This window comes from Pedobacter frigiditerrae (assembly GCF_032678705.1).
GTDB lineage: Bacteria > Bacteroidota > Bacteroidia > Sphingobacteriales > Sphingobacteriaceae > Pedobacter > Pedobacter frigiditerrae_A.
The window spans coordinates 1,161,703-1,186,397 of sequence record NZ_JAVTSS010000001.1 but is presented as its reverse complement, the minus strand read 5'-3'; the positions used below and the strand labels follow the sequence as shown (position 1 = coordinate 1,186,397).

Annotated in this window: 23 protein-coding genes; 10 read left to right on the top strand and 13 right to left on the bottom strand. The window is 34.2% G+C overall.

The window, feature by feature from the left end:
• Positions 1 to 8: 8 nt before the first annotated feature.
• From R2Q59_RS04620 to R2Q59_RS04600, 5 genes are read right to left on the bottom strand one after another with little or no spacing between them, the layout of a single operon-like run.
• Positions 9 to 617, bottom strand: coding sequence for a hypothetical protein (locus R2Q59_RS04620; protein ID WP_316766236.1), 609 nt, complete (start codon positions 615 to 617; stop codon positions 9 to 11).
• Between the two features lies 1 nt (position 618).
• Complete coding sequence (gene bioA, locus R2Q59_RS04615) at positions 619 to 1,887, bottom strand: adenosylmethionine--8-amino-7-oxononanoate transaminase (protein ID WP_316784013.1); 1,269 nt, start codon at positions 1,885 to 1,887, stop codon at positions 619 to 621.
• Entirely contained in the window at positions 1,884 to 2,759 is an 876-nt protein-coding gene (locus R2Q59_RS04610) for a CPBP family intramembrane glutamic endopeptidase (RefSeq protein WP_316766230.1), read from the bottom strand. Before R2Q59_RS04610 ends, bioA begins: the two co-directional genes overlap by 4 nt.
• Position 2,760: 1 nt before the next feature.
• Positions 2,761 to 3,198, bottom strand: coding sequence for an NUDIX domain-containing protein (locus R2Q59_RS04605; RefSeq protein WP_316784012.1), 438 nt, complete (start codon positions 3,196 to 3,198; stop codon positions 2,761 to 2,763).
• Complete coding sequence (locus tag R2Q59_RS04600) at positions 3,195 to 4,172, bottom strand: cation diffusion facilitator family transporter (RefSeq protein WP_316766225.1); 978 nt, start codon at positions 4,170 to 4,172, stop codon at positions 3,195 to 3,197. The genes R2Q59_RS04605 and R2Q59_RS04600 overlap by 4 nt, the downstream gene beginning before the upstream one ends.
• A 114-nt stretch (positions 4,173 to 4,286) precedes the next feature.
• Between R2Q59_RS04600 and R2Q59_RS04595 the strand changes: the two genes are divergently transcribed.
• Positions 4,287 to 5,483: a pyridoxal phosphate-dependent aminotransferase gene (locus R2Q59_RS04595; RefSeq protein ID WP_316766224.1), complete on the top strand. Its 1,197-nt coding sequence runs from the start codon at positions 4,287 to 4,289 to the stop codon at positions 5,481 to 5,483.
• Positions 5,484 to 5,660: 177 nt separating this feature from the next.
• Here the strand turns inward: R2Q59_RS04595 and R2Q59_RS04590 are convergent, their stop codons facing one another.
• Positions 5,661 to 6,905 carry an ABC transporter permease gene (locus tag R2Q59_RS04590; RefSeq protein ID WP_316768597.1) on the bottom strand — a complete coding sequence of 415 codons (1,245 nt, stop codon included), beginning with the start codon at positions 6,903 to 6,905 and terminating at the stop codon, positions 5,661 to 5,663.
• 163 nt (positions 6,906 to 7,068) lie between these two features.
• On the opposite strand from R2Q59_RS04590, the gene queA reads away from it, so the two are divergent.
• The gene (queA, locus tag R2Q59_RS04585) at positions 7,069 to 8,118 is read left to right on the top strand and encodes a tRNA preQ1(34) S-adenosylmethionine ribosyltransferase-isomerase QueA (protein ID WP_316766222.1); all 1,050 of its coding nucleotides are present in this window, start codon (positions 7,069 to 7,071) and stop codon (positions 8,116 to 8,118) included.
• 80 nt (positions 8,119 to 8,198) lie between these two features.
• Positions 8,199 to 8,861 (top strand): 2-C-methyl-D-erythritol 4-phosphate cytidylyltransferase, encoded by a 663-nt coding sequence (locus R2Q59_RS04580; RefSeq protein ID WP_316784011.1) that lies wholly within the window; start codon positions 8,199 to 8,201, stop codon positions 8,859 to 8,861.
• Between the two features lie 50 nt (positions 8,862 to 8,911).
• Here the strand turns inward: R2Q59_RS04580 and R2Q59_RS04575 are convergent, their stop codons facing one another.
• From R2Q59_RS04575 to R2Q59_RS04550, 6 genes are all read right to left on the bottom strand, one after another.
• Positions 8,912 to 9,064 (bottom strand): lmo0937 family membrane protein, encoded by a 153-nt coding sequence (locus tag R2Q59_RS04575; protein WP_316766216.1) that lies wholly within the window; start codon positions 9,062 to 9,064, stop codon positions 8,912 to 8,914.
• Positions 9,065 to 9,208: 144 nt separating this feature from the next.
• Positions 9,209 to 9,430, bottom strand: a complete 222-nt coding sequence (locus R2Q59_RS04570; protein WP_008240955.1) for a DUF2795 domain-containing protein — start codon at positions 9,428 to 9,430, stop codon at positions 9,209 to 9,211.
• A gap of 83 nt (positions 9,431 to 9,513) precedes the next feature.
• Entirely contained in the window at positions 9,514 to 10,062 is a 549-nt protein-coding gene (locus tag R2Q59_RS04565; RefSeq protein WP_316766214.1) for a cob(I)yrinic acid a,c-diamide adenosyltransferase, read from the bottom strand.
• Between the two features lie 76 nt (positions 10,063 to 10,138).
• Complete coding sequence (locus R2Q59_RS04560) at positions 10,139 to 10,897, bottom strand: ABC transporter ATP-binding protein (protein WP_316766212.1); 759 nt, start codon at positions 10,895 to 10,897, stop codon at positions 10,139 to 10,141.
• Positions 10,898 to 10,947: 50 nt separating this feature from the next.
• Positions 10,948 to 11,238, bottom strand: a complete 291-nt coding sequence (gene gatC / locus R2Q59_RS04555; protein WP_316766208.1) for an Asp-tRNA(Asn)/Glu-tRNA(Gln) amidotransferase subunit GatC — start codon at positions 11,236 to 11,238, stop codon at positions 10,948 to 10,950.
• On the bottom strand, positions 11,235 to 11,966 hold the full coding sequence (locus R2Q59_RS04550) for a lysophospholipid acyltransferase family protein (RefSeq protein ID WP_316784010.1): 732 nt from the start codon (positions 11,964 to 11,966) through the stop codon (positions 11,235 to 11,237). The genes gatC and R2Q59_RS04550 overlap by 4 nt, the downstream gene beginning before the upstream one ends.
• Before the next feature lie 291 nt (positions 11,967 to 12,257).
• On the opposite strand from R2Q59_RS04550, the gene trpS reads away from it, so the two are divergent.
• The 4 genes from trpS to R2Q59_RS04530 all read left to right on the top strand — a co-directional run bounded on the left by trpS (position 12,258) and on the right by R2Q59_RS04530 (position 15,474).
• A complete protein-coding gene (gene trpS, locus R2Q59_RS04545) occupies positions 12,258 to 13,256 on the top strand; it encodes a tryptophan--tRNA ligase (RefSeq protein WP_316784009.1) in 999 nt (332 codons plus the stop codon).
• 119 nt (positions 13,257 to 13,375) lie between these two features.
• On the top strand, positions 13,376 to 13,990 hold the full coding sequence (locus R2Q59_RS04540; protein ID WP_131553686.1) for a deoxynucleoside kinase: 615 nt from the start codon (positions 13,376 to 13,378) through the stop codon (positions 13,988 to 13,990).
• A gap of 44 nt (positions 13,991 to 14,034) precedes the next feature.
• A complete protein-coding gene (gene kdsB, locus R2Q59_RS04535; RefSeq protein WP_316784007.1) occupies positions 14,035 to 14,796 on the top strand; it encodes a 3-deoxy-manno-octulosonate cytidylyltransferase in 762 nt (253 codons plus the stop codon).
• Positions 14,797 to 14,946: 150 nt separating this feature from the next.
• Complete coding sequence (locus tag R2Q59_RS04530) at positions 14,947 to 15,474, top strand: hypothetical protein (protein WP_316766200.1); 528 nt, start codon at positions 14,947 to 14,949, stop codon at positions 15,472 to 15,474.
• On the opposite strand, the gene R2Q59_RS04525 is transcribed toward R2Q59_RS04530, so the two are convergent.
• On the bottom strand, positions 15,471 to 18,356 hold the full coding sequence (locus R2Q59_RS04525) for a triple tyrosine motif-containing protein (protein ID WP_316784006.1): 2,886 nt from the start codon (positions 18,354 to 18,356) through the stop codon (positions 15,471 to 15,473). The two genes, R2Q59_RS04530 and R2Q59_RS04525, sit on opposite strands and share 4 nt — an antisense overlap.
• Positions 18,357 to 18,631: 275 nt before the next feature.
• Between R2Q59_RS04525 and R2Q59_RS04520 the strand changes: the two genes are divergently transcribed.
• Genes R2Q59_RS04520 through R2Q59_RS04510 form a run of 3 tightly spaced genes read left to right on the top strand, consistent with a single transcriptional unit; the run spans position 18,632 to position 24,686 of the window.
• Positions 18,632 to 21,736 (top strand): TonB-dependent receptor, encoded by a 3,105-nt coding sequence (locus R2Q59_RS04520; RefSeq protein ID WP_316766196.1) that lies wholly within the window; start codon positions 18,632 to 18,634, stop codon positions 21,734 to 21,736.
• An 8-nt stretch (positions 21,737 to 21,744) separates the two neighbouring features.
• Entirely contained in the window at positions 21,745 to 23,256 is a 1,512-nt protein-coding gene (locus R2Q59_RS04515) for a RagB/SusD family nutrient uptake outer membrane protein (protein ID WP_316766194.1), read from the top strand.
• Positions 23,257 to 23,267: 11 nt separating this feature from the next.
• Positions 23,268 to 24,686: a PKD domain-containing protein gene (locus R2Q59_RS04510; protein ID WP_316784004.1), complete on the top strand. Its 1,419-nt coding sequence runs from the start codon at positions 23,268 to 23,270 to the stop codon at positions 24,684 to 24,686.
• Positions 24,687 to 24,695 lie beyond the last annotated feature (9 nt).

Here is a 24,695-nt window from a genome sequence, read left to right as displayed (position 1 = left end):
TGCAAATATTAGGCTACTTCCTTTGCTAATCCTACCATCCAATCGTTAAACATTTGCTGTTCAATCTTAATAATCTCATTTGCATGTTTTTCCCAGTCTGCAGAAAATTCTCTTAACTGGTTTAACATTTCCTCTAAGTGACCTTCTTCTTCTAAAATGATAGATTTTACTGTAACTCTGCTCTCTTTTGCAGTTAAAATTTCTTGGTAGATAGGATAAAGCTCATCTGCTCTAACTTCAATAGCATAAGTCACAAAAAGATAAGCGGCAAATTTTAAATCGTAGCCAGATAATTTGAAATGGTTTTTTAAGTATCTACACACCAAAACATCTAAAGTATTCAAGTAATATTTAGTATGATTTGGCGCCAATAATTCAGCATTGCTATAAGTCTTGCAAAGATTTTCATCAAGTTTTGCCAGTTGCTTTTTTAAATAATAAGCGTGGCGATGTTCTTCTGCAGCATGCTTTAAAATCAGTAGCGTTACTTCTTCTTTATGCTCAGAGGCTGATATCTTTTTTGCACCTGCATTTTCCATATAAGATAAGGTATTTAACCATCTGGAATGCAGAACATTATTGTTCACAATATTTTCTAAAATCGAAGTTAATTGCATATTATATTTCGTCTAAAGCTTGTTGAATTGAGTTGTAAATGTACGCCAAATCATCGTTAGAAATGACATAAGGAGGTAAGATATAAATGATGTTCCCTAACGGTCGAAGTATAATCCCCTTGCTTAAAAAGTGATTATAAAGTCTGTCTCTTAGTCCGCTAAGGTATGAAGTATCGGTTCCTGTTTCCCATTCTATGGCAATGATAGTTCCGGTTTGCCGAATGGTTCTAACTTTAGGATGGTTTTCTATTTGTTTGAAAAATTCTTTGTGTTGTACTTCTACCCTTTTGATATTTACTAAAGTTTCATCAGCTAATAAAATGTCTAAACTTGCTAAAGAAGCTGCACAAGCCACAGGATTAGCAGTAAATGAATGTCCGTGATACAAGGTTTTTAGTTTATCATCACTTAAAAAGGCTTCGAAAATTTTCTCGTTACAACTGGTTACACCCATGGGCATTGTTCCGCCAGTTAAACCTTTACTTAAGCAGAATACATCTGGATGTTGAGTTAATTGCTCACAAGCGAAATATGTGCCTGTGCGACCGAAACCCGTCATAACTTCATCCGCAATAGTCAGGACATCGTTTTCCTTACAAGTTTTTAGAAGTTCATCAAGGTATTTAGCTTCGTACATTAACATTCCGCCAGCACCTAAAATTAAAGGCTCGAAGATGAAACAGCAAAGCTGAGAAGATAGATCTGAGATGTGAGAAGTGAGATTTGAGATATTTTTCTCATTAGGCAAATCGATAAATTCCACATCGAATAACAAATCGTTAAATGGATTGGTGAAAATACTTCTTCCACTTACAGACATTGCGCCAAAAGTATCACCGTGATAAGCATCTTTAAACGCTAAAACTTTCTTCTTTTTGTCGTTTCCTTTGTTATTCCAGTATTGCAAGCACATTTTTAACGCCACTTCAACCGCCGTTGAACCATTATCGCTATAGAAAATTTTATCTTGCTTACCTGGTAATAAATGTAATAATCGTTCTGCCAAAAGAACTGCGGGCTCGTGAGTAAAGCCAGCAAAAATTACGTGTTCTAGTTTCTTTAATTGTGCCGAAACTTTCTCTGCAATATATGGATGTGAGTGACCATGGATAGTTACCCACCATGAAGAAACAGCATCTATGTATTTATTCCCATCTTCATCATAAAGATAAACGCCTTCTCCTTTAACAATAGGAATAGGATTTTGTGCATCCTTCATTTGAGTATATGGATGCCAGATTACTTTTTTATCTCTTTCTATTAAACTCATATTGTTTCTTCTTCTTCCGGTTCTTCCAATAGTATTTCCTGAACAGGTTCAATTTTGTATTTGAATACCAAAAATGTGATTACAATAATCAATATAGCAGTACAAAAAACAGAACCTTCGATTCCAAAAATACCTCCTGATAAATATGTTTCTCCTACTGGCTTCGAAATTAGTATTCCTGAAGATTTTCCGCCACTGACTTGATAGCCTAAAATGGTTCCTTGCGTAAAATTCCACCCAAAATGTATGCCTATTGCCCAACTTATATTCCATTTTTGTAGTGTGAAAATTGAGAATAGAATTCCTGCCAAAGTTATATTTAACATAGCTAACCAAGTAAATCCATTGTTACCAAGGTGAGCCAATCCAAATAAAACACTGCTTAAGAAGATAGCTATTGCTATATGATATCGCTCTGCGAAAACTAATAAGGGGAAAGTTCTAAACAATAATTCTTCAAAAATCGCTACTAAAATAAAGAATATTAAATAGCCAAAAAACGTAATTATACTGATATTTCCAGAACTAAAAACGACGTTTCCGTTCAACATTACAAAGCCAACACAAGCAGAAATTAAGCACAAGCCGATTAGACTTCCTTTTAAAAATCCTGAAATTGAACTTTCTGGAATTATAAAAACATCGTATAAACTATATTGCCTTAAAATTCTGAGAACCATTAACAATGCTCCAAATACAGCTAAGCATAGGCCCAATTCGACTATCAAATCTGCGATGAGGAGATTTTCGACTTGTTGAATAAAGCTAAACTGAACAATAATGGGTGTTGGCAAGAAACAAAAAAAACACAAAGTCAAGAATAAAAGCAGTTTCAAAACGGGCATTGCATAATATAAAATCCTTTCTCTCATTTTAAAAAACCTCTTTCTTTAAAAGCTTTACTACAGCTTTATCGGTTTTAAATGTAACGTCATCTGCTGATAAATCTTTAAGATTAATCCATCTAAAAGATTGAAAAATTCCCTCATCAAAATCAAAAGTTTTTGTCTTAAAGCTTAATTGCAAAGGATGAACAGCTTTAACCAAATAATAAATGCTAATTACTTGACTATCGTTAAAAGAAGATTTTTCGTAAAAATCAGTTGTATAAAAGTGACCAGTAACTTCAACTTCGGCATTACATTCCTCCATAAACTCACGTTTAAGCGCATCTATCAAACCTTCGCCAAGATCTAATCCACCTCCAGGAAATTTAGAAAAGAATTGTCCATATTCGTGTTCATCACTTACCAAAACCTCATTTTTAGAATTGATGAGCAATCCATAAACTCTTACATTAAAGTAACTCATTGGCTAAAATGTTTTTGGTTTTTCGTTACGTTTTCCATCGTCCACTTTATTTCACCTTTAAAATCTTCTTGTCTAACAGGGCAATTTGGTACTTTACAATAATTACAACAAGCAGGCAGGCAAGGGTCTGCATGAATAAATAGTTCTGTCTGATGAGAACCAGTAACGTTTATTAATTTATCAATGCTTGATATTTCTTTATGAACGGTATTTAAATCAAAGTAATAAGGAAGCGTAACATGACAATCCACGTGTAAATCGGCACCATATTGTTGGGCCCTTAAATTGTGAACATCAATCCAGCTATCTTGCCTATTTCTTTGTAAAACAGCAACAATTTTCTCTACTAATTCTATATTACTTTCATCCATTAAGCCGCCTATAGAACGCCTAGTTAATTTGTAACCGTTAAAAATAATATATAAGCCAAGGGCGATAGAAATAACACTGTCTAACCAATAAATTTGAGTGAACTGAATCAGTATTACTCCCAAAACTAAACCAGCACTGGTAATGGCGTCTGTTAATAAATGCTTTCCATCTGCCTCTAAAGTAATAGACTGATGTTTTTTGCCTGTTTGAATCAGATAAAATCCAATAATTAAATTAACTACCCCAGTACACCCAATAATAATTGCCCCATCATAAAGCTGCTTTATTTGGCTTGGGAAAAATAAATCATGCCCCGACTTAAATATGATGATTATACCTGCAACACCTATTAAAACACCTTCTACAAAGGCCGAGAAAAACTCTACTTTACCATGGCCATAAGGATGGTTTTCATCTTTAGGTAAAGTACTTAAATAAATGCTGTAAAATGCGAATGAACTGGCAATTACATTAACTATACTCTCTGCTGCATCAGTTAAAATTGCATTAGAATTAGTTAAAAAATAAGCTGCAAACTTTGCCAGCATTAAAACAATGCTCACACAGAGTGAAATAAGAATAGCTTTCTTTCTTGGCTGCAAAATCTGATAATTAGTAGGCAAAAATACAGTTTACGCATCGAATTTTAAGAAAAAGTATCTTTTTTATTGCCTAGTAACATTTGGTTTTTATATTTGCGCATTCACAAAAATATTATGGCAGTTTTATCTCAAAGAATCAACAACTTATCAGAGTCCGCTACACTTAAAATGACCAAACTTGGTCGCGAATTAGCAGCCAAAGGAATTAACATTATTAGCTTAAGCATTGGCGAACCAGATTTTAATACACCAGACCACGTTAAAGAAGCTGCAAAAACAGCGTTAGACGAAAACTATACTCGATACTCTCCTGTTCCAGGATACCCAGAATTGCGCAAGGCGATTGTAAATAAATTAAAGACCGAAAATAATTTAGATTATGATATTTCGCAGATTGTAGTTTCTACAGGAGCTAAACAATCTTTATCTAACGTTATATTAACTTTAATTAATCCAGGAGAGGAAGTTATTATCCCAACTCCATATTGGGTTTCTTATTCTGAAATGGTTGTTTTAGCTGAAGGTAAATCTGTTTTCATCGATACGACAATTGAAAGTGATTTTAAAATTACTCCAGAACAATTAGAAGCTGCAATTACACCAAAAAGTAAACTTTTCATGTTTTCTTCGCCATGTAATCCAACAGGTACAGTTTATAGTAGAGAAGAATTAGCAGCATTAGTTAAAGTATTTGAAAAATATCCAGACATCTATATTTTATCTGATGAGATTTATGAACACATCAACTTTGTTGATAAACATGAATCTATTGCACAATTCGACAGTATTAAAGACCGTGTAATTATTGTTAATGGCTTTTCTAAAGCATTTGCAATGACTGGTTGGAGATTAGGATACATTGCTGCAAACAAGGAAATTGCAGCGGCTAACGATAAAATGCAAGGTCAAACTACTTCTGGAACTTGCTCAATTTCTCAAAGAGCTGGTATTGTAGCTTACGAATCAGGCTTAGAAACAGTATTGGAGATGAAAAAGGCTTTTGCAAGACGTAGACAATTAGTTTACGAATTGTTAAATGATATTCCAGGTGTTAAAACAAACTTACCAGATGGCGCATTTTATTTCTTCCCTGAAATTAGCTCTTTCTTTGGCAAAAAAGATGCTGATGGAAATGTGATTAAAGATTCTGCAGACTTAGCTTTATATCTTTTAAATGTAGGTCACGTAGCAACTGTTGGTGGAGATTCATTCGGAAACAACAATTACATTCGTTTATCTTACGCAGCCTCTGATGAGAGCTTAATTGAAGCTTTAAGAAGAATTAAAGAAGCATTAGCTAAACTGAGTTAAGTTAAACTCTAATCCCTCTGATATAAAATCGGAGCAGGCTCTAAAGGGGACTAACAAATTTAGGTTCATATTAATTTTCAAAATAATTGAACAAAAAAAGAGCTTCGAAAATTCGAAGCTCTTTTTTTATAACTTATATCTCTGCGAATTGCAAAGTCCCCTTTAGGGGATTAGGGGTTAAGAACGTATCGCTTCTACTGGATCTAACCTTGAAGCAGCATAGGCAGGCCAAAAACCCGCAATTAAACCAATGATAACTGAAACTCCTATACCTAATGTTATATTACTTAAATATAAAATCACTTCAACATCAGCAAGGTAAGTAATTAATAATGTACCTATATATACTAATCCAAGTCCAAATAAACCTCCCATAATACATAGCGCAACTGCTTCGAAAATAAATTGCAATAAAATAAAGTAATTTTTAGCACCTAAAGATTTTTGAATACCTATAATATTGGTGCGTTCTTTTACAGAAACAAACATGATATTAGCAATTCCAAAACCACCTACTAATATAGAGAACCCTCCTATTATCCAACCAGCAACCTTAACAACACCAAACATAATATCCAATTGGTTAGAAAGCATTGTAGTTTTATTTAGGGAAAAATCATCTTCTTGACCTGGTCTTAAACGTCGAATAGATCTCATTTGGCCTTTCAATTCACTTTCAACCTCTTCTAAGCTTATATTTTCTTTTCCTCTAACAGTTACCTGTGGGTTATATCTTTCGTTGTTAACGTCGAACATACTTTTAGCAAGATTTAATGGAATAAGTACGTTCTTGTCTTGAGACATTCCCATCATATCCTCACCTTCTCTTTTAAAAACACCAACAACTGTTACTCTCCTACCCATTACTTTAATTTGTTTACCAACTGGCTCTTCACCATCAAACAAACCATCAGCAATTTCTGCACCTAATATACAAACGGGTGAACCAGCCCTGCCTTCACTTTCTGTAAAATATCTTCCATCTCCAAATTCTAAATCCCAAGTTTTATCATACTCTTGAGAAGCTGCATTTAAACTTGCTCCGTCTACAGAATTACTACGATATTTAATGGTACGATTGCTTGTAGAAACTTCATAACAAACACCAACCGCCATATCCATACGGTCTTTTAACGCATTATAATCTCTTAATGAAGGTTCTGGGCGATTAACGTATTTCCACCAAGGGAAGTTATCGCTAAATATCCAAGGCCATTTTTGCACAAACAATGTATTAGACCCAAGTTTATCAACACTACTTTGAATTTTATTCTTCATGGTATCTACTCCAGTAAATACAGCTATGATTATAAAAATACCAATCGTGATACCTAATAGAGAAAGTGCCGTTCTTAATTTATTTTGGCGAAGTGCATCCCAAGCAAACCTGAAACTCTCGCCAATGAGTCTAAAAATCATCATCATATTGTTTAGACCAAAAATACTTAAAAAGGTTACACATAGTGATGTATATTATAAAAAATACAATTGATTTGGCTGGTGCTAAAAGACATAGAATTATTAATTGCAAAAAACATAATTATAATTCGTAAATTTGCGCCCTAATTTACTACATCAAAAAAACATGAAGTTATCTCAATTTAAGTTTAATTTACCTGAATCGCTTTTAGCGAACAATCCTGCAGAACAAAGAGACGAAGCCCGTTTAATGGTTTTACACAAAGATAGTGGCAAGATTGAGCATAAGATTTTCAAAGATGTTTTAGGGTATTTTGATGATAAGGATGTCATGATCCTTAATAATACAAAAGTGTTTCCTGCTCGTTTATATGGAAATAAAGAAAAAACTGGAGCAACAATCGAAGTTTTTTTACTTCGCGAATTAAATAAAGAATTACGTTTATGGGATGTTTTAGTAGACCCAGCTCGTAAAATTCGTGTAGGCAACAAATTATATTTTGGTGATGACGATTTATTAGTTGCTGAAGTTGTAGATAACACTACATCTCGTGGTCGTACCATTCGTTTCTTATTTGATGGTACTGATGAAGAATTCAGAAAAAATGTTGAAATCTTAGGAGAAACACCACTTCCAAAATATATCAAGCGTAAAGCAACTGCACAAGATAAAGAACGTTACCAAACAATTTTCGCTAAGCATGAAGGTGCAGTAGCAGCTCCAACTGCTGGTTTACACTTTAGCAGAGAGTTAATGAAACGTTTAGAATTAAAAGGTGTTGATTTTGCTGAAGTTACTTTACACGTTGGTTTAGGTACTTTTAGACCTGTTGAGGTTGAAGATTTAACTAAACATAAAATGGACTCAGAACAGTTTATCATCGAACAACCTGCTGTAGATATTGTTAACAAAGCGATTGAAGATAAAAGAAGAATTTGTGCTGTTGGTACAACATCTATGCGTGCTATCGAATCTGCAGTTTCATCTGGTAAAAGGTTAAAACCTGCTAACGATTGGACTAGCAAGTTTATCTTCCCTCCTTACGATTTCAGTATTGCAAATTGTATGATCACTAACTTCCACACACCAGAATCAACTTTGTTAATGATGGTAAGTGCTTTTGGTGGTTACGAAAATGTAATGAATGCATACCAAGTAGCGTTAAAAGAAAAGTATCGCTTTTATAGCTATGGCGATGCGATGTTAATTATATAGAGACGAGATTGGAGATATGAGATTTGAGACCTAGTTTGTCTTTCTCATATCTCCAATCTATTTTCTCATATCTGCATAAAATGAAATACTACGCAATAATTGTTGGTGGCGGTTCTGGTAAGCGCATGCAAAATTCAGTTGCTAAACAATTCTTATTGCTAAAAGATAAGCCTGTGCTCATGCACACCATTTTGGCTTTTTACAATTCTATCTTCAATCCAGAAATAATTCTTGTTTTAAATGCTGATTTACATCAACAATGGGAAGAATTATGTTTTAAGCACAACTTCAACATCCCTCACTTAATTATTCGAGGTGGAGAGCAAAGATTTCATTCTGTAAGAAATGGATTAATGGCTATTAAAGATGAAGGAATTGTGGCTATACATGATGCAGTTAGACCTATTGTTAGCAATAAATTGATAACAAATGCTTACGAGGTTGCAGAACAAATGGGAAATGCAGTAACCTGCATAAAACCTAGTGATTCTGTTAGAAAAATAAAAGATAAAGAAAGTAAAATCATCAATAGAGATGAACTTGTATTAATACAAACTCCACAAACTTTCGAGATAAGTCAACTAAGAACAGCTTACCAGCAGCATTACAAACCAAAGTTTACAGATGATGCTTCAGTAGTAGAAAAAGCCGGTTTCAAAATCAACCTAATTGAAGGCGAAAGAAGCAATATTAAAATCACTTACCCCGAAGACTTAGAACTAGCTGGGTTTCTAGTAAAATAAAAAAGCCCTGATAAATTAATTATCAGAGCTGAATTTTATTGTTGTATTCTTTAGGCTGCTCCTCTTATCACTCTTAATAATACAGCAATAATTGCTATAACAATTAAAATATGTATCAAATTGCCCCCGAAAGGTGATACAAAAGCGCCGAATATCCAGATAATAATTAAGATTACTGCGATAACATAAAGTAGATTTCCCATGACATTTAGATTTTAGTTGATTAATTAGTTTATAATATTTTTCGTTTTTATCCGATTTCTAAACATTAACAACAACTAGCTCTAAATTGTTCTATAAAATAAAAAAACCTCAATTTTTATATTGAGGTTTTAAATCTTGAGTCTTTAATATTCATCTTCATTAAAGAAGAAGTCATCTTTGGTAGGATAATCCGGCCAAATTTCTTCAATAGTTTCATAAGGCTCACCATCATCTTCCAATGCTTGTAAATTTTCAATCACCTCTACAGGTGCACCAGAACGGATACCGTAATCAATTAATTCGTCTTTTGTTGCAGGCCATGGAGCGTCTTCCAAGTGCGATGCGAGTTCTAATGTCCAATACATATTCTTAATATTAATTATTCTAAATCTGAAAGCGCAAAAGTATGTTAAAAAAAATGAGCAAAACAAATATTTTTTTCCACTATTTAAATTCGTGGTATCCAGATGTTTTCTTCTGTTTTAGCATCGTCATTCAATTTACGAGCCAAAACAAACAAATAATCACTTAATCTGTTCAAATAAATTGTAATATTGCTGTCAACAAAGCTTGATGAAGCCAATTCTACCGTAAGTCTTTCTGCTCTTCTACAAACACAACGAGCTAAATGACAGTAAGATACAACGGTGTTTCCCCCTGGTAATATAAAATGCTTTAAAGCAGGAAGTACTTCATTCATCGCATCCATTTCTTTTTCAAGTAACGTGATATCACTTTCTAAAAGGTCAGGAATTTTCATCTTAGACTTCTCTGGGTCTGATGCTAACGAAGAACCAATTGTGAATAACCTATCTTGAATTTCTTTTAAAACTTGTTGATGATGTGCATCTATCGATTGGCACATGATTAAACCGATGTAAGAATTTAACTCATCAACCGTTCCGTAACTTTCAATTCTGATGTGATATTTAGGAACACGAACACCACCAATTAGTGATGTCTCGCCTTTATCTCCTGTTTTGGTGTAAATTTTCATATTGAGATTTGAGATACTAGATGTGAGATGTGAGATATGAATGGTCTCATATCTAATTTCTCACTTCTCACATCTATTAAACTATGCTTTCAAAATCATCTCCCTTTTTCTCTAAATGAGATAAGCGTGGTGAAACAGTTTTTACATCATCGTTAACGTAATCTTTTTCTATCAATCCATCTCTCATGCGAACAATACGGTGTGCGTGTTGTGCAATATCTTCCTCGTGGGTAACCAAAATAATGGTGTTTCCTTTACTGTGAATCTCTTCTAATAGGCCCATGATTTCAATGGATGTTTTGGTATCTAAGTTACCAGTAGGCTCATCTGCCAATATAATAGAAGGATTATTGATTAAGGCTCTTGCAACAGCTACACGTTGGCGCTGACCACCGGAAAGTTCATTTGGTTTGTGTGTAACACGATTACCTAAACCAACATTTTCCAAAGCCTTAGTTGCACGCTCATTACGTTCCTTTTTACTGGCACCAGCATAAATTAAAGGTAGCGCCACGTTGTCTAATGATGTAGCACGAGGCAACAGGTTAAAGGTTTGAAAAACAAAACCAATCTCTGTATTACGCACCTCAGCTAACTCATTTTCAGTCATGTGACTTACATTGGTACCATTTAAGATATAATCGCCTTTACTTGGTGTATCTAAACAACCTAAAATATTCATCAAGGTAGATTTTCCAGAACCAGAAGGACCCATTAAGGCTACAAACTCTCCTTTGTTTATTGAAAGGCTAACAGATTTTAAAGCGTGAATAACTTCTGAGCCAATAACATATTTACGGCCTATATCATTAATGGTAATGAGTGCTTTTTGCATTGTTTTTTCTTTTTTAGACAGGCTATACCTATTATATGTTACAGTTTAATCTACTTTTCTATAATCTTTGGCACAAAGAAAAAGCTTTCGTTATGTTTAGCAGAATTCTTTAAGCCATCAACCACACTAATTTCTTGCTTAGCAATATCTTCACGCCACACATTAACCTCCTCATTCATATATACAAGAGGCTTAACTCCAATTGTATCCAATTCATTTAGCTTTTCCATAAAGGTTAAAATTTTATTCATTTCAACAGTTAGTGTTTCCACTTCTTCTTCCTTAATGGCAATTCTTGCTAAGTCTGCAACTTTATGAACAGTTTGTTTATCTATTATCATCTATTTTGTAGCTTACTGTTTATCTTTTTAAAAACTTCTTCTTTTAAGGCATCAGCACTATCTTCAGCTAAGATAGTAGTTAAAATTGGCTCATGAACATAAATATCACCAATTCCTGGTCTAGTGCCAAACTTCATCCCATCATCCCACATGATTTGCCAAATGTTTATCACACTTACTGGCACAATCGGTATGTTTTTTTCTATAGCTAACCTAAATGGGCCATTTTTAAATTCTTGTAAAACTGGAGGATAGGCGTCATCAATTCTTCCCTCAGGAAAAATAATTAAACTCATCCCCTTTTCTAAATTTTCGCCAGCCTTTTTAAATGCCCTAAATGCCGATATCTTACTCTCACGAGATACAGCAATATCAATAGTTCTAAAAAAAATGCCTAACACGGGGTTTTTCATTAACTCTTCTTTGCCCATAAAATGATATCGCCCTTTGGCTAATAGACAAAAAATAATGATATCTAAATTAGAAGTATGGTTAGCACAGTAGATATAAGTCTGATTTTCGTCGAGTTCTTTTTCAAAGCTAAACTTGAAAAAAATTCCAACCACCGCAGTACATAAAAATGAGTGTAATGTTCTTATTTTATTTACGAACGAATAATTTTTAGGATTTCTGGTTCCTAAAACATAGATAGGCCAAAATAGAATAAAGAAAAAAAGGATACTGAATAAAGAAAAGACGTAATGTATCTTTCTGAGTAGTTTAATCATCTTATCAAAAGTACAAATTAAGAAAATCTATTTGTTACTTTTTGAAAATCTATTAAATAATTGAGAGATTTTATTGCCATTAGTCGTCGGTATAGGCTCGGTATACCGTCGGTTGACCGTCGAAATAGGCTTTTGGACGGTCAACCGACGGTGAATGGACGATGAAGCGACGGTCAACATATAGTTAAACGTTTATAAATAAGTTATTTATGTAATTTATTTATTAACAATAATTACAAAAAACAAATATTTCAAATCCATTCATAGGTTTTTTCTTAATTTCGTCGAATTATGAAAGAAACAGTTGTGAGCGGCATACGCTCTACAGGAAAATTACATATTGGAAATTATTATGGAGCCGTAAAAAGCTTTGTTCAAATGCAACATGAGTACAATTGCTACTTTTTCATTGCAGATTTACATTCATTAACTACACACCCTACTCCTGCAGATTTACATGGAAATGTGAAGCACGTGTTAGTAGAATATCTAGCTTGTGGTATTGACCCAGAAGCAACTACAATTTACATTCAATCTGACGTTCCAGAGATTGCAGAATTGTATTTATACCTGAATATGAATGCGTACATGGGCGAATTAGAACGTAGTACTTCGTTTAAAGATAAAGTTCGTGGTAATCCAGATAACGTAAATGCAGGTCTATTAACGTATCCAGTATTAATGGCTGCAGATATTTTAATTCATAAAGCAACCAAAGTACCTGTTGGAAAAGACCAAGAGCAACATTTAGAGATGGCTCGTACTTTTGGGAATCGTTTTAACCGTTTATATAATCAAGATTATTTCCCAGAACCTTATGCTTTTAGCTATAGTAAAAGCCTAGTAAAAGTACCAGGCTTAGATGGAAAAGGCAAAATGGGTAAATCTGAAGGCGAAGGCAACGCGGTTTATTTATCAGATACTCCAGAAATTATCCGTAAAAAAGTTTCTAGAGCGGTAACAGATAGCGGACCTACAGCAGAGTTTCAAGAGAAACCAGAAGCTATTCAGAACTTATTCGATTTAATGAAAATCGTTTCTTCAGAAGATACTTTAGCACATTTTGATGAACAGTATAATAAAATGGCTATTCGTTATGGCGACTTTAAAAAGCAATTGGCTGAAGACATGATCATAACAACTGCACCAATGCGTGAACGTATTAACGAAATTGCAGCAGATACGGCTTATCTTCGCCAGGTGGCAAAACACGGTGCATTAAAGGCCAGAGAAAGCGCACAAAAAAGAATACGCGAAGTAAGAGAATTAATTGGTTTTAAAAGTTTTTAATTGATAGATTTGATATTTGAGATGTGAGAAAATAGATGTGAGATATGAGATAATGCAGGTCTCAAATCTCAAGTCTAAAATCTCAAGTCTCAAGTCTCAAATCTCATATCTAAAAATATATGCACATAGCAATAGTTGGAAACATAGGCGCAGGAAAAACTACTTTAACAAGTTTATTGGCCAAAAATTATGGCTGGGAAGCTTTATATGAAGCTGTAGATAACAACCCTTATTTAGAGGATTTCTATAGCGACATGAAACGTTGGAGCTTTAATTTACAGATTTATTTTTTGAATAGCCGTTTTCAACAAATTGTTGAAATTGATAGTCATAAACGTAATGTAATTCAAGACCGTACGATTTATGAAGATGCTTATATTTTTGCAGAAAACTTGCACGAAATGGGCCTAATGACCACTAGAGACCACGAAAACTATAAAGCTATTTTCGAAAATATTACCTCTTTTATTAAACCACCAGATTTATTGGTCTATTTAAAAGCTTCTGTACCAACTTTGGTTAATAATATCCAACGCCGTGGTCGTGAGTACGAAGCAAGTATCCGTATTGATTATTTATCTAAACTTAACGAAAAATATGAAGCTTGGATTAAAGGTTATAACCTGGGTAAACTACTGATTCTAGATAAAGACAAATTAGATTTTACCAATAATCCAGAAGATTTAGGGTCTATCATTCAATCTATTGAAGCAGAGATAAACGGATTGTTTTAACCCCAGCCCCTAAAGGGGAGTTTGTAAACTAAATATAATATCATATGAACAAAGGAAATGAAAAGCCCCTTCAGGGGTTAGGGGTTCTAGGTATCATTCCAGCTCGTTACGCTTCTACCCGCTTTCCTGCAAAACCTTTGGTTGATATTGCTGGCAAAACAATGATACAACGTGTTTACGAGCAAGCAAAAAAATGTGATTTAGATAGAGTTGTTGTGGCAACTGACGATGAGCGTATCTCTTCTGTTGTTGAGGCTTTTGGTGGCGAAGTAATTATGACTGACACCAAACACCAAAGCGGAACAGACCGTTGTGCAGAGGTTGCCATGAAACTGAAAGGTTATGATGTAGTGATAAATATACAGGGTGATGAACCTTTTATAGACCCTGCTCAAATTGCATTAGTTCGTTCTTGTTTTACGGATGATAAAATTCAACTTGCAACGCTAATTAAAGAAATTCATAGTGATGACGAGCTTTTTAACACAAACATTCCGAAGGTTGTGATTAACGCAAATCAGCAAGCCATATATTTTAGCCGCCATCCAATTCCTTATATCCGCAATGCGGAAAAGAAGCAAGATTGGGTAACTGCTCATCAATTCTACAAACATATTGGCATTTATGGTTACACTACCAAAACGCTTTTAGAAATAACCAAATTGGCTCCATCCTCATTAGAGTTGGCAGAAAGCTTAGAACAATTGCGTTGGTTAGAAAATGGTTATCAAATACAAACAAAAGTTACCGGAATAGAAACTATTGCAATTGATACACCAGAAGATTTACAAAAAATAATACTTTAGAAAGGTTGCTGTCAGTCTGAGTGTAATCGAAAACTTTAACGAATTATCCTTCGACTACGCTCAGGGTGACATCTTTCCTCAAACTGAGTTTTCAAATAATTTACTTGAATTTAAATAGTTTCTTATATTCGATTGTAAATTTAGTCCGTTATGAAATTCGCTCATTCCCTACTCTTATTTTTTGCTTTTGCGGTAGTTGCCTGTAATTCCAAGTCAGAAAAAGCTGAACAAAACATTCAGAAAATCAAACTTGAAGCTTTTACAGACACTGCACAATTAGATACGTTTAAAGTTGCTTTATTAGGAGAAGAACCTGATGAGATGAAAATTTTATTTACTATCACCACAAAAAATGGGGAAGAAATTTATAAAAAAGAAATAGCAGCTAAAGAATTATTGAAGAGTTATTTAGCTCCCGCTGATTTAAAAAATGAAGATAAAAAACTGAAGTTCTTAACTAACGAAGTTAATTTCTTTTTTGATGAAGAGCATATTTTAATTCCAGCCGTAACCGAACAAGAAAAGCCGGACAATAATGCTCCTGACAAAGTTTTTTACGAAGAGTTAAAAGCCAGTAAATTAAACGGATTTAGCTATCGCATAGCCAACGACATTAATATTTACATTGGCTGGTCTGCAAAGGATAAAAAAGTTAAAATCTATTACAAATGCTGCTAAGTTGTTTTAGGAGAACTGTTTAGTAGAAAATCAAATAAGTTAACCTCTGGTTTTAAATTCAATTTCTTTCTTAATCTATATCTACTTACTTCAACCGCCCTCGAGGTGATGTTTAATAATTGAGCAATCTCCTTTGAGGATAAATTCAATTTTAAGTAAGCACATAACTTAAGGTCACTTGGACTAAGGTTGGGATATTTCTCCTTTAAATTACTTAAAAAATTTGCATGAACGTGGTCAAAGTGAATGGAGAATTGTTCCCAATCATTATCTAACTTTTTAGCTTCATTTAATAACCTTATAACTTTCTTTAAATCGTTTGCCGTGTCTTTGCTCGTAGTTTGTTGTACAAGTGGCAATAGCTCATCTCCAATTTTAGAAAGCAATTTACCACGTTGAACCAAGTGCATAGTTGTTGTTGCTAATTCTTTGTTTTTAAACTCTACATCTGCTTCTAATTGCTTTTTCTGCAACTTTGTAATCTGTTGCTCGTTTCTTTCCATTTCTAATTGATGTTTTTGTCGTAGGTTATCTTGCTGCTTTTTATGTTCCTTCTCCTGAAATTTTATGAGCAAATAAAGCATATAGCCAAAAAGAAAGAAATAAATTACATAAGCCATATTGCTTCTATACCACGCTGGAGCGATTGTAAATGAATAGCTAATTGTTTTAGATTCGTTGCCCAAATTGTTTCTGGCTTTAACCAAAAACACATACTTTCCATGACTTAAATTGGTGTAATCCTTTTCACTTTTATTGCTCCATGCAGACCATTCTTCATCATATCCTTCTAGTTTATAGCTAAATTCAATATTTTCTTTTTGCTCAAACAATGTTGAAGCGTATTCAAAGTGTAACGAGTTATATGCAAATGAAAGTTTATGTTTAGCCTTTGCATTGCCATTAAAATAGCCACCAAAGAAAACACTATCGGTTTTGCCTACAATTCTAATTTGCCCTAAAAGAACATTTGGCTTGTAAATATTAGCTGCATACTTTTTATAGTCGATATGAATTAGGCCCTTATTTGCCCCGATGAATATGTTTCTATCATTATAAGGATAGATATTTTCAAAACCTGCTACAATTTTCGATGTTAATTCTGGAAGTTCAACGATAGTAAAATTCGTATTTTTAGTCTTTTTCTTAAAATCTACCACACCAACATTTTTTGTAGTTACAAACCAAATGTTTCCATCAGGGTCTTCATTTAAATATTGGATAGATAATTTTTTAAAAATTGGCCTAAAGTACTCGCTTGGTTTAAACTTTTTTCTATTTGCATCATATTCATAGATACCATCAGCAGTTGCTACTACAATCTTATTTTTAATTTTAAATACATAGTTATATAAGGTTAATGGCAAACCATCTTTTTGAGTAAGCAAACTTGCCTTAACCATTTTTTGCCTGTCAGGAGATAAATCAATTTTAAAAACGCCCCTATAAGGATGAGAAGCCCAAACACAGTTTAATTTTTCATCAACCGCTATAAACCTCAATGGCTCGTTTAGAGCAGCAAGAGTTCCTTTATTGCTAAATTTATTATTATCAAAATTGAGGAATTGTAAACCTGTATAAGTACCCGCTATTACATTGGTATTATCTTTATTTAACGAGGAGAACAACCAAGTTCCTGTCCCAGTGTAAAGTGGTGCTGCTTTGTTGTCATTGATAACTGAAGTTCCATCTTCATTTGCTAGTAATAGCTGTTTATTTATTTCAGCCAAACCCCACGTTTGACCTTTACTATTACTTACCTCGGTAAATTGTGATTGTGAATTACTCAAGTCTTTTTGTTTTGTATTTAGCGGTGCAGCAAAAACACCATTTGAAGTTCCAACATAAAGCTTATTGTCAAAAATTCTACTTGCATAACTAGAAACCTGTTTTCTCCTATCAGGATATATATGCTTTATTGCACTGTTAAAAGCAATAAATGAAACTCCATCGTCTAATCCTAACCATAAATTTTGATGTTGGTCTAATAAAATACTCCTGATGTTGCTGTTGTTTAATCCTTCAGAGTAAGAAAATTGTCTTATTAGTGTTCCTTTACGGTTTATAATGAATAGACCAGAAGAAGTCGTTCCCAACGCATACAAATCCTTATTAATTTGCATTGCACCGTTAATTCTGTCATTATAAAAAGTCTTGTCTAAAGCCGTTTTCTTATTGATTAACTCATTACCCTTTAACAAAAATAGACCGTCTTTTAACGTAGTAATCAACAATGTATCTCCATTATATGGTAAAACTGAAGTAACAACCCCAGCAATAATTCTTTTGTCGTTACATTTTATCTCCCACTTATTATTTACAAGTGTTTTTAATCCGATATTTATTTCCTGCGCATAGACCTCGTTGCCCACCTTACCTAAATAAGCCCAAGCTATCGGTGTAGGAAATACCTCAATCTTATTATTTTTTAACCTGAATATTTTATTAACTGTCCTAAAGCAGACTTCGTTGCCATTAAATACGATATCCCAAACATCTGGAAATTGTCTTTCTTTGGGTGCAATTAAATCTTTTAGAGAGTGATAAATTAATATGCCATATTCATTTGGTTCGAAGTAACCAATCTCATTTTGACCTCCGATGTAAATCTTTCCGCTAGCATCAATTTTTACCGATCGTACTATCGTCTTTTGAGGAGTTGGGTACAATTTCCAATATGCTCCATTGTAGGTTAGTAGCCCTTCATTATTTGCGAAATATAGAATCCCGTTTCTGTCTTGAGCAATTCCCCAATTTTGGGTTCCGCCTTTATAGTCTAAACTTGTATAACTACTTACTTGAGGCAAGCCAATTGGGTCTTGTGCTGCCAAGTAAAATTGGGGAAAGAAAGCAAGCAAAAAGATTAGAAAAAAATGTCTCATCTCGTTCAAGTGTAACAGTAAATATTTGGTTTAAACTAATTGCGAACAATTATCATTCAAGATAACAAATTTATTAATGTTGTAGTCGAATAATGCATTTTCATTTAGATAATAAAGAAATAAGTTGTTCTTGTATGGGTATTGTAGTGGGTGGTTTTTTGATTTCTGGATAAGGGAGCATATATATTTGTTACATAATATTTGCGGCGATGGAAAAGCTAATTCCCTAAAACTGCAGATAAAACTTACCAAAATATAAACTTAAATTATTTGTTATGAAAGGAAAATCTACGTTCATTCTTTTGATCTTTTCCCTGTTTTTTTCATTGAGCCTCAGCGCCCAGGAAATTGATGTTTCAGGAAAAGTAACTTCCAAAAGTGACGGATTACCATTACCCGGGGTATCCGTAAAAGTTCAGGGCACAAACACAGGAGTGGCGACAGATCAAAATGGTCAATTCAGAATCAAAGTTCCTAAAGCAGGTTCTATTCTTGAGTTTTCTCAAATTGGCATGGCTACGCAAACATTCACAGTTAATAGTCAACAACCTATTAATATTGCAATGTCTGATTCTCAAGCAGATTTATCAGAAGTAGTTGTTGTAGGTTATGGAACACAAAAGAAAAGTGTGGTAACAGGAGCAATTTCTCAAGTTAAAGCATCCGACCTTGAGAATATGCCAGTAAACAGAATTGAACAATCTTTACAAGGTAGAACTGCAGGTTTAACAATTACTACGAGTTCTGGTCAACCTGGTGATGGAGCAACGCTGCGAATTAGAGGTACTACTTCTATTAATAACAGTGATGCTTTGTATATTGTAGATGGAGTACAAGTTGGTGGAGGTATTGATTATCTTAACCAGGCCGACGTTGAATCTATTGAAGTTTTAAAAGATGCGGCTTCTGCAGCTATTTATGGGGCAAGGGCAGCAAATGGTGTAGTTATCGTTACCACTAAAAAAGGTAATAGAAATGGCAAAATGAGTGTTAATTACAATACTTATTTAGGTACACAAGCGCCATCAAGAAAATTAGACCTATTAAATGCAACTCAATATGCAACGTTATATAACGAAGCAGAATTTGCAGCCAACCCATCTGTTGGAACACCTCGTTTTCCAAATCCATCATCTTTAGGTGTAGGTACAGATTGGCAAGCTGCTGTGTTTAATAACAGTGCTAAAATTCAAAATCATGAATTAAGCTTAAGTGGTGGAAATGAAAAATCTACTTATTATAGCTCTTTCGGTTATTTTGATCAAGACGGAATTGTAGCATCAGATAATTCTAAATACAAAAGATTTACTGCCCGTTTTAACTCTGAACATCAATTAGCTAAGGCTATTAAATTCGGTCAAACTATTGGTTATACAAGAACTAACTCTGTTGGTGTTGCAACAAACACAGAATACGGTTCTCCATTAAATCGTGCCATCAATATAGATCCTATTACGCCTGTAGTAGAAACAGATCCAGCTAGATACAACCTGCCTTTATACACTGGCAATCCAGTTGTTAGAAATTCACAAGGCTTGCCTTACGGGATATCTAGTTATGCACAATCTGAAATTTTAAATCCTATTGCAGCTTTAGCTGTTGCACAAGGTAAGGGATGGTCAGACAAAATTGTTGGTAACGCTTTTGTTGAAGTTGAACCGATTAAAGGTTTAAAATTAAGATCACAAGGTGGTGTTGATTTAGCCTTTTGGGGTAGTGAAAGCTTCTCTCCTATCTATTACCTAAACTCTATTAATCAAACTACAATTACTTCTTATAATAGAAATAATAACAGAGGATTATTCTGGTCATTAGAAAATACCATTAGCTATAATAAAGCGATTGAAAAACATAATTTCACAGTTCTATTAGGTTATTCAGCTCAAAAAAATAAAGGTGAAACAAATGGTGGATCTAAAGATGGGATTCCAGTTAATAACCTAAAAGATGCTTCATTACAATTCCCAGTTTCGAGAGCCAATGATGTATTTTATGGTGGTGAATATTTAAACACTTTAAACTCTATGTTTGCTCGTTTAACTTATGATTACAACGAGAAATATTTATTTACAGGTATTGTGCGTAGAGATGGTTCATCACGTTTTGGTCCAAATAATAAATATGGCTATTTCCCTTCAGGTTCAGTTGGATGGGTTGCAAGTAAAGAAAGCTTCTTCCCTCAAAACAAAGTAGTTACTTTCTTGAAATTCAGGGGGTCGTACGGTATTACTGGTAATGATAATATTGGAGACTTTAGATATTTATCTACTGTTAGTGGTGGAAGGAATTATACTTTAGGTACTTCTGCTGGTTTAAATAATGGTGTTAGTCCTGATGCTTTATCTAATCCAGATTTAAGATGGGAAGAAACATCATCAACAGATATTGGTATGGATGCAACTTTGTTTGGCAACTTTACACTTACAGCAGATTGGTATCACAAAAAGACATCTGGTATGTTGTTGCAAATTGCAGTACCAGGTTATGTAGGTAACTCTGGTCCAATTGGTAACATAGCTGATTTATCAAACAAAGGTTTTGAACTAGAATTAGGTTACAACAAAAAAATTGGAGAATTCTCATTTAGGGTTGCTGCAAATGCATCTTTCTTAACAAACAACATAGATTTCTTAGGAGATGACAAAGAATTCTTAGGTGGACAAACAGTTACACCTCAAGGTTTAGAAGTTACTCGTACTAAAGTAGGATATGCAATTGGTTCATTCTATGGTTATAGAAGCGATGGTTTGTTCCAAACTCCAGCAGACATTACTAATTATAAAAATAGTGCAGGTGGATTAATTCAGCCAAATGCCAAACCAGGTGATATTAAATTCCGCGACTTAAATGGCGATGGTTTAATTAGTGATAACGATAGAGAAATTATCGGCGATCCAACTCCAGACTTTACTTACGGCTTAACATTTAATGCAGCATATAAAGGTTTTGATCTGGTTGTTTTAGGTCAAGGAGTAGCTGGAAACCAAGTTTTTAATGCATTGAGAAGATTTGATTTGCCAACTGCAAATTATACAACTGCTATTTTAAACAGATGGACCGGACCAGGTACTAGCAACACAACGCCTAGACTTACTTTGGCTGATGACAATAAAAATTATAGCCGTGTTTCTAGTTTATTTATAGAAGATGGTTCTTATTTCAGAATAAAAACATTACAAGTTGGTTACTCACTACCAAAAAGTTTAATTAGCAAAGCAGGCTTAAATAAATTAAGATTTTATGTGATGGCAAATAACCTATTAACACTAACTAAATACACAGGTTATGATCCAGAGATTGGTGGGGGTAGTTATGGTGTTGATCGTGGTTTTTACCCACAAGCTAGAACTTTCTTCGCAGGCTTAAATGTTGGTTTTTAATAATATAAATGATGAACAAAAAATATATAAAATGTACTATCGCAATAGTTGCGATGATGCAGGTTTTCGTATCATGTAAAAAAGATTTTCTTGAGCTAACACCAAAAGGCACTGCTTTAGAAGATAATTTCTATAAAAATGAAACAGAGGTAATGCAGGGAATCATTTCTGTTTATGATGTTACCCAATGGGGAACGACAGGTGGTTATACCATGAAAATGCCTTTATTAAGTGCAGCATCAGACGATTGTTGGGCTGGAGGAAGTAATGCTTCGGATCAACCAAATTGGGTTGCATTTGATAATTTCAATATGGATTCTAGAATTGGCCCACAAGGTGGATTATGGAACAAGAACTTTACAGGAATAAATCGTGCTAACTTAATTTTAAGTAAAATTGAAAAAGCAAGTACTTTAAGTGCAGGTTTTAAAACAAGAGTAACAGCCGAGGCAAAATTCTTAAGGGCTTATTTCTATTTTGATTTGGTAAGGTTCTTTGGGAAAGTTCCATTGATAACTTCGGTTTTACCAACTGATGAACTATATAAACAAGTTCAGGCTACTCCTGCTCAAGTGTATGCTCAAATAGAAAAAGATTTGAGAGATGCTTTTCCTGGTTTGCCAGCAACAATTTCTGCTGGTGAAAAAGGTAGAATATCTATGGGAGCTGCTAAAGCGCAATTAGCAAAGGTTTTGTTGTATCAAAACGACAACGCTAAACTTGCAGAAGCCATTACTTTATTTGAAGACATTAATAAAGTTGGCAATGCTTATGGTTACGCTTTACTTGGCAATTATGCTGATATCTTTAATCCTGCAAACAAATTCAACTCAGAATCTATCTTAGAAATCCCTCACTCAAACAATGCTGCTTGGTCAGACTGGGGATGGATTAATGGTGGAGAAGGTAATGTTGGTACTCAATTTATTGGAATGGATAGCTACAATGGCGATACCTATTCTAGCGGCTGGGGTTTCTGTCCGGTTACATTGGATTTAGTTAATGCGCTAAAAACTGACCCTCGTTTTGCCGCAACAATTATTGATGGAGCTGCACTAAAAACTGCTGGTGCGACTTATAATGCTCGTTATCAAAACACTGATTATTTCATTAAAAAATATGCGCCTTTAAAAGCTTTCCGCTCTGCTAGTGGTGTTGCTGAACAAAATTGGCCAATTAATGAAATTGAGATAAGGTTAGCAGACACTTATTTAATGCAAGCTGAGGCTTTAGTTAAAGCTGGTTCAAATCCCTCAAGAGCTAAAGAATTATTAGATGCAGTAAGAGGTAGAGTTGGACTTGGTTCTATACCTGCAACGTTAGATAATATTTATAACGAACGTAGATTAGAATTGGCAACTGAAGGACATCGTTTCTTTGATTTAGTACGTACTGGCAAAGCTGTTACTGTTTTAGGCGCTGTTGGGTTTAAAGCTAACAAAAGCGAGTATTTACCAATTCCTCAAACAGAGATTGATGTTACTAAAGGAAGTATCAAACAAAATCCAGGTTATAATTAATCATTAAAAAAATGAAATCATTAAAAAACACTATAAAAACATCAATCTGGATTGGTCTATGTTTGATGTTAACCATATTGGGTTCTTGTAAAAAAGATGATGCTGTAAATGAACTAGGCAAAGCGCCAACTACAGCAGATGTTCAATTTACAGTAACCCCAACTTCTTCCAACGCTAATATTGTTAATTTTAAAAGTACAGGCCCTGGCTTTAAGGCAATTTGGGATTTTGGAAATGGTGCAACAGCAGAAGGAGTTGATGCTCAAGCCTCTTATCCATTAGCAGGAACTTATACAGTAAAATTAACCATTGTTACAGATGGTGGTTATGCTTCTTCAACTAAAACTGTTGTAATTGCAAGTACAAATCCAGCAATGTTAACAGATCCAGCATTTACTACCTTATCTGGTGGTTTATCTAATGCAACAGGTAAAACTTGGGTTATCGATCAATCACAACAAGGTCACTTAGGCGTTGGTCCTATTGGTTCTCAATTTCCTGATTGGTATCAAGCCGGCCCTGATGAAAAAACAGGAACTGGATTTTACGATGATGAAATGACATTCAATATGAATGCATTGAAATATACGTATGCCAACAATGGAACTACATTTGCAAATGCATCTAATGCGCCTGGTATTGGTGGTCCAACAGGAAGCAATGATCCAACTGTAAATTACACCCCAGCTACAAACTTAACGTGGTTGGTAACAACTGTTAATGGTATAAAATACATCACAATTAGCAATAACGGATTTATCTCCTACTATTTAGGTGTGTCTCAGTACCAAATTCTTTCGTTAACTAACGATGAAATGTGGTTAAGATGTTTAGATAAGTCTAACGCTGGTAATGCTTGGTATTTAAAATTGATAAGAAAAGGATATGTTAGACCGGTTGTTCCTCCTGTTCAAAAACCAATTCAAGCTGCTAATTTAACTGACGATTTCCAAAATACGACTACGTTTACTTGGACTGCAGAAAATATGGATTATGTAAGAAGTTATGACAATCCATCAAAATTCCCTGTTAACACGTCGGCAAAAGTTGGTTATTACGAGAAAAGAACTGGATCTGATGGTCAGCAGTATGGAAACTTAAACGTAACAATGCCTTACAGATTTGATTTAACTGCAAAGAATAAAATTAGATTGAAAGTGTTTTTACCTGGAGGAAATGACTTCACCAAAGTATCACCTACAGTTTCTATCAAACTTCAAAATTCATTGTTAGGTGGTAATGCTTGGACAACCCAGTTAGAAGTTGTGAAAACAATTACTGCAGCCCAATACAATTCTTGGGTACAATTAGAATTTGATTTTGGTGCATATTCTGCTCAAACTTTGTACGATAAAATAGTTGTACAATTAGGTGGCGAAGGACACGTGAACCCAGGAATCTTCTATATTGACGATTTCGAATTTAAATAACATACACAA